Origin of the sequence: thiotrophic endosymbiont of Bathymodiolus puteoserpentis (Logatchev), from assembly GCF_900127505.1 — a bacterium.
GTDB lineage: Bacteria > Pseudomonadota > Gammaproteobacteria > PS1 > Pseudothioglobaceae > Thiodubiliella.
On the sequence record NZ_UEXF01000058.1, the window covers coordinates 66,618 to 71,996 of the forward strand.

Here is a 5,379-nt window from a genome sequence, read left to right on the forward strand (position 1 = left end):
TGCCTAAAAAAGCCCTTAAGCGAGACAATCGTTATCAACAAGACAAAAAGCGCAAACTGTGTAAAAGACGCGCAGCGATTGAGCCGATTATCGGACATCTTAAATCAGATTTTAGACTCTCTAGAAACCTACTCAAAGGGCAAGTTGGTGATGAGATTAATGTTTTAATGGCTGCCTGTGCTTGGAATTTGAGAAAATGGCTGGTGATAGCCACTATTTTTTTGTTTTGGCAAAAACTGGGCTTATTTTTTGTAAAATACCTAAGGTTTTTTGTGGTGCTGGATAAAAAGCAGTTTTGTTGATTTAGATGGTTGGAAAAATGGGTGGTTTTGGTTTGTTTGGAGTGAGTTTTTAAGGGGCGACTAATTAAAAACAATATAGAAAGAAAATTTCTACTAATATCGTATATCAGGTAAATTATTTGTATTTTATCCCTAAAAAAATTGAAATACACTGTTTTTTACAGGCTTTTAATTTTAATATCGTAATGTAAGGATAATATGTCCTTATAATAATAGTTATGTTTAAAGAAAAATCTGCGTGTCGCTAAAATATGGAAATACAATGAAAATAATCTTCACAGAAGCCTTTGAGCAACTGCAAGAGAAACTCTTATCATTAAGTGGTGAATGGGATGTTACTCAAACCAATAAGAAAGTATTTCGCCTGAATGGAGGAATATTAAATTGGTATGTGACTACAGGAACCATTCAGTTTCAAGGCCAAGTAGATGGGAAATTATTTCTTGAATCAAAAGTTAAGTCACTGCTATACCCTGGTGAATATCCAGTTGATGAAGTTGCAGAAACAATAATTGGCGACAATTCTGCTACTCAAGCGCCTGAAGGTGTAGCAATAGAAAATATTTCTACTCAGTATCTTGACGGAGAGTTTGAAGGTTCTGAAATTATAATAGGAGTTGTAAGCGCTGTTGGCACCGAAGTAACGCGTGTTATTACACCGTTAAAAGATAGATTGTCACGGTTTGGATATGAGGTAAAAGAAATAAAAGTTTCGTCTTTATTATCTGAGGTTGCAACAGCAAGTGAATATAAACGAATAAAATCCTTAATGGAAAAAGGCGATGAACTAAGAAAAACAACTAAAAACAATGCAATATTAGCTTATGGTTCTGCCAAGCTAATAAAGGAAGCTCGTACTGGTGATAATAAAAAGAAAGCTTATATTATTAACTCACTTAAACACCCTGACGAAGTGGAAACACTAAGAAAAATATACGGTCAAGGTTTTTATCTTTTTGGCATCCACTCGGATAAAAAGCGTCGTCTTCATTATTTGACCAATGATAAAGGTTTGACTGTTATACAGGCAACCCAACTAACAGATATTGATGAATACGAAAAAATCCCACACGGTCAACGTACTCGTGATACATACCACTTATCAGATTTTTTTATAAACTTTGGTAAAAATGACGATCAAGTTAAAAATACAATTCAACGCTTTCTTGAATTAATATTTTCACACCCATATAAAAACCCAACATTTGATGAGTTTTCGATGTTTATGGCTTTTTCAAGCTCCGTAAGATCAGGAGACTTGTCAAGACAAGTGGGAGCAGTAATCGCAAAAAATCAACAAATACTATCAACTGGGGCTAATGAGTGCCCGGTATCCGGTGGCGGTTTATATTGGGCAGAGATTGATAATGAGAGTGGAGAAGTAGTCGATAAAGTAGATGGCAAGGATTACACAAGAAATGAAGACTCAAACAAGTCCGAGCAGAACGATATAATCCAAAGCATACTATCCAACATTAAAGATATTTATGGTATTGAGAAAGGAGGTATTGAGAAAATACAAGAAGTTTTAGAACAAAGTCGAATTCGAGATTTGACAGAATTTGGAAGGGTTGTTCATGCCGAAATGGAAGCAATTCTCTCATGTAGTAGAGAAGGAATTAGCTGTGTAGAATCTACTCTTTATTGCACAACATTCCCTTGCCATAATTGCGCAAAGCATATTATTGCTGCAGGAATATCAAGAGTAGTTTATGTGGAGCCATATCCTAAAAGTAAGGCTCTTGACTTTCACTCTGACTCAATTGAACTGAAAACAAAACTAGATTCAACAGAGCAGACAGATCAAGTGACATTCGAACCATTCACTGGTGTTGGAGCTAGACGATTTCTTGATTTCTTTTCTATGAATCTTGGAGCAGGAAATAAACTAAAGCGTAAGAATAAAGATGGAAGCACAGTTGATTGGGATAAAAACAATGCAACAATCAGGGTGGCACTGTTACCCAAATCATACTTAGATGTTGAAGATAATGCGTCTAAAGTATTTGAGTCAAAAACCTAACAATTGCTTCCAGCGGACTGCCATAAGCGTCAGAAATTTTGCGTCGCAAAATTCGCGCCCCTTATGGCAGCCGCTGAAGCAGGCGTTATAATTTTCTCACACAACAAACACACATAAAATATGTCCATTGAAAGTATTGTTATAATTTCTATCACCTTTTTATTAATGTTTTGGTTATTTTGGAAAGACCTCTCAAGTTATAAAGGTAATAATCACCAAGACTTTAAATCTATTCTTGTTAGTACTGGTGTTTTAGGAACATTTATAGGTATTTTTATTGGTTTGCTTAGTTTTGATAGCAATAGTGTTGTAGACAGTGTTCCAAAATTATTAGACGGATTAAAAACAGCATTTGTTACTTCTATTGCTGGTATGGGCTTAGCAATATTACTTTCCATTATTCAAAAAAATAAAAGCGGAGATGATGCCGAAGATGAAATTACAGCCTTAAATAACATTAGCAAACAATTGGAAAAGTTAAATTCTATTGATGATAAATTAACATCTTTAGATGATGTTAAAAAGAATACTGAAATATTACCTCTTATTAACACGAAGTTAGATTCAATTGATACCAATATAAAATCTTTATCTTCTGATATATCAAGCGTTAAAGATGAGTTAAAAATAAATCAAAAGGATTTGTTTGAATTTTTAAAAGAAAAGTTATCTGAAATTGACAACTCCTTAAAAGAAGCAGTTCAGACCTTGTCAAAAGGTGCTACTGAAGAAATTATTAAAGCACTACAAGATGTTATCAAAGATTTTAATAATAACCTTACAGAACAATTTGGTGATAATTTTAAACAGTTGAATGAGGCTGTTTTAAAAATGATTGAATGGCAAGACACTTATAAAAATTCTGTGCAAGAATTTGAAGAACAGTTAAAAATAACTGTAAAAAACACAAATGAAAGCCATCAAAATACAACAGCATTGGTAAAAGAATTTGCTGAAACCAATTTAAAAAGTTTGCAAGATTTTGTCAATGAAAACAATCAGGTATTGTTAGAAAATATAGACAAAATTAATACCACAACAACTCAAAATACTGATACGCTTATTACAAAAGTGGGGGAGTTTTCTAGTGAAATAAATAACTCTTTAAAAGAAAGCGTTGAACAAAATGAGCAAGCTAACGGAAAAATAAAAGAAAGTTTAATTCAATTATTTGAACAAACTAAAAATGCCGCCTTAACCACAGAAAATAATGCAAAAATAATTAGTGAAATGACAGGTAATTATGCCAAGATTGCAGATGTTAGCGATAAATTGGAAATTGTTATTGGCACTAATCAAAATCAAATACAAAATCTAGAAAAAAGTTTAAAGGTTTTTGCAGAAATTAGCGGTGAAGCAAAAGGCATTACCAGTGAATTAAAAAGTTTTTCCGATGAAATACAGAAATCTTTAACAAATCAATCCGAAACATTAACGAAATTAACCGAAGAGATAGAAAGACAATTACCAGATTCATTAGACACATTAAATAAATCACTTACTTCTTTAACTACACAATTTTCTGCTGATTACGAAAGCTTTTTAGAGCAGGTTTCTAAACTTATGAAAGCAAATAATATTAACTAATGAAAATTACAGATTTTAGCGAACTGTGGCGAGCAGTCAATAAAGTAAAAATTGATATTATTGCCAAAACAGAAATAACATTGTTTGAAAATGAAGGTTTAGATACCGATTTAAGCGATGTTTATACTAGTAAAAAAGGCGAACTATATACTGTTTTAAAAGATGGAACAATAAGAAAAACGATTGTGCATATTTGTGATATATCAAGATATAAAGCAGAATGGGACTTGCCTAAATTCCATATTTTTGAATGTGTGACTTTAACAAGAATGAGAGGCGATGATAGAGGGCATAGGTATAAAAAAGCCTCAAGGAATGATGGGAAATTTTGGATGATTCATGCTTTAGGTGGAAAATACGAACATTTAAATATCTGTAATTATAATTGCCTAGAGCAGCATAATTCAATATATGACCATCAAACAGTAGGAGGCTTTGATGTCAAACATTATTTAGACACACCAATCCAGCATATTCATCCTTATATTACCAATGAATTAGATATGACAACCATTCCAAGTAGTTATGCCACTAATTGGTCAGATATTTCCAAAGAAAGAAAACAATATCATAAGTGGATATGCCAAGCTTGTTTTTATGATTTAAATCATTGCAAAAAATATTTACACACTCACCATGTGAATGCAGATATAACAAACAATAAACACGAAAATTTAAAAGTTCTTTGTATTGAATGTCATGCAAAAGAATTTCGGCATGGGCATATTAAGAAAAAACTAGAATATGAAGAATTTTTACAAATAAAAGAAAGCTATGCAAGCTAATAGAGAGTGGATAAGTATCTCAGATATGATGGCTGGACTAATGATGGTATTTTTATTTATCGCTGTGTTATTTATGAGCGAAGTACAGAAAGAACAAAAGGTCATTAAGGAAATAGCAGAGAGTTATCAGAATATTCAACAACAATTGTATAGAGATTTAAATCAAGAATTTAAAGAAGACCTTGAAATTTGGGATGCGGAAATTTTAGAAGACAATACAATTCGTTTTAAATCTCCAGAGGTTTTATTTGACACCAATAGTAGCGAACTAAAAGTTCTTTTTATGACTGTGTTAGATGACTTTTTCCCAAGATATTTAGTCGCCCCTTAAAAACTCACTCCAAACAAACCAAAACCACCCATTTTCCCAACCATCTAAATCAACAAAACTGCTTTTTATCCAGCACCACAAAAAACCTTAGGTATTTTACAAAAAATAAGCCCAGTTTTTGCCAAAACAAAAAAATAGTGGCTATCACCAGCCATTTTCTCAAATTCCAAGCACAGGCAGCCATTAAAACATTAATCTCATCACCAACTTGCCCTTTGAGTAGGTTTCTAGAGAGTCTAAAATCTGATTTAAGATGTCCGATAATCGGCTCAATCGCTGCGCGTCTTTTACACAGTTTGCGCTTTTTGTCTTGTTGATAACGATTGTCTCGCTTAAGGGCTTTTTTAGGCA

General features: G+C 32.8%; 6 protein-coding genes. 5 read left to right on the forward strand and 1 reads right to left on the reverse strand.

The genetic code is table 11. From position 1 onward, the window contains the following. The 5 genes from BHECKSOX2_RS10315 to BHECKSOX2_RS07705 all read left to right on the forward strand — a co-directional run. The coding region (locus BHECKSOX2_RS10315; RefSeq protein ID WP_245391297.1) for a transposase at positions 1-302 on the forward strand (302 nt) is incomplete at its 5' end. A gap of 262 nt (positions 303-564) precedes the next feature. Next, a complete protein-coding gene (locus BHECKSOX2_RS07690; RefSeq protein ID WP_139683107.1) occupies positions 565-2,325 on the forward strand; it encodes an anti-phage dCTP deaminase in 1,761 nt (586 codons plus the stop codon). A 120-nt stretch (positions 2,326-2,445) separates the two neighbouring features. Beyond that, positions 2,446-3,912, forward strand: coding sequence for a hypothetical protein (locus BHECKSOX2_RS07695; RefSeq protein WP_139683108.1), 1,467 nt, complete (start codon positions 2,446-2,448; stop codon positions 3,910-3,912). Further along, positions 3,912-4,697, forward strand: a complete 786-nt coding sequence (locus BHECKSOX2_RS07700) for a hypothetical protein (protein WP_139683109.1) — start codon at positions 3,912-3,914, stop codon at positions 4,695-4,697. The genes BHECKSOX2_RS07695 and BHECKSOX2_RS07700 overlap by 1 nt, the downstream gene beginning before the upstream one ends. After that, positions 4,687-5,028: a hypothetical protein gene (locus BHECKSOX2_RS07705; RefSeq protein WP_139683110.1), complete on the forward strand. Its 342-nt coding sequence runs from the start codon at positions 4,687-4,689 to the stop codon at positions 5,026-5,028. Before BHECKSOX2_RS07700 ends, BHECKSOX2_RS07705 begins: the two co-directional genes overlap by 11 nt. 49 nt (positions 5,029-5,077) lie before the next feature. On the opposite strand, the gene BHECKSOX2_RS10320 is transcribed toward BHECKSOX2_RS07705, so the two are convergent. Next, positions 5,078-5,379 (reverse strand): transposase (locus BHECKSOX2_RS10320; protein ID WP_245391297.1); only part of this gene is annotated, 302 nt, incomplete at its 5' end.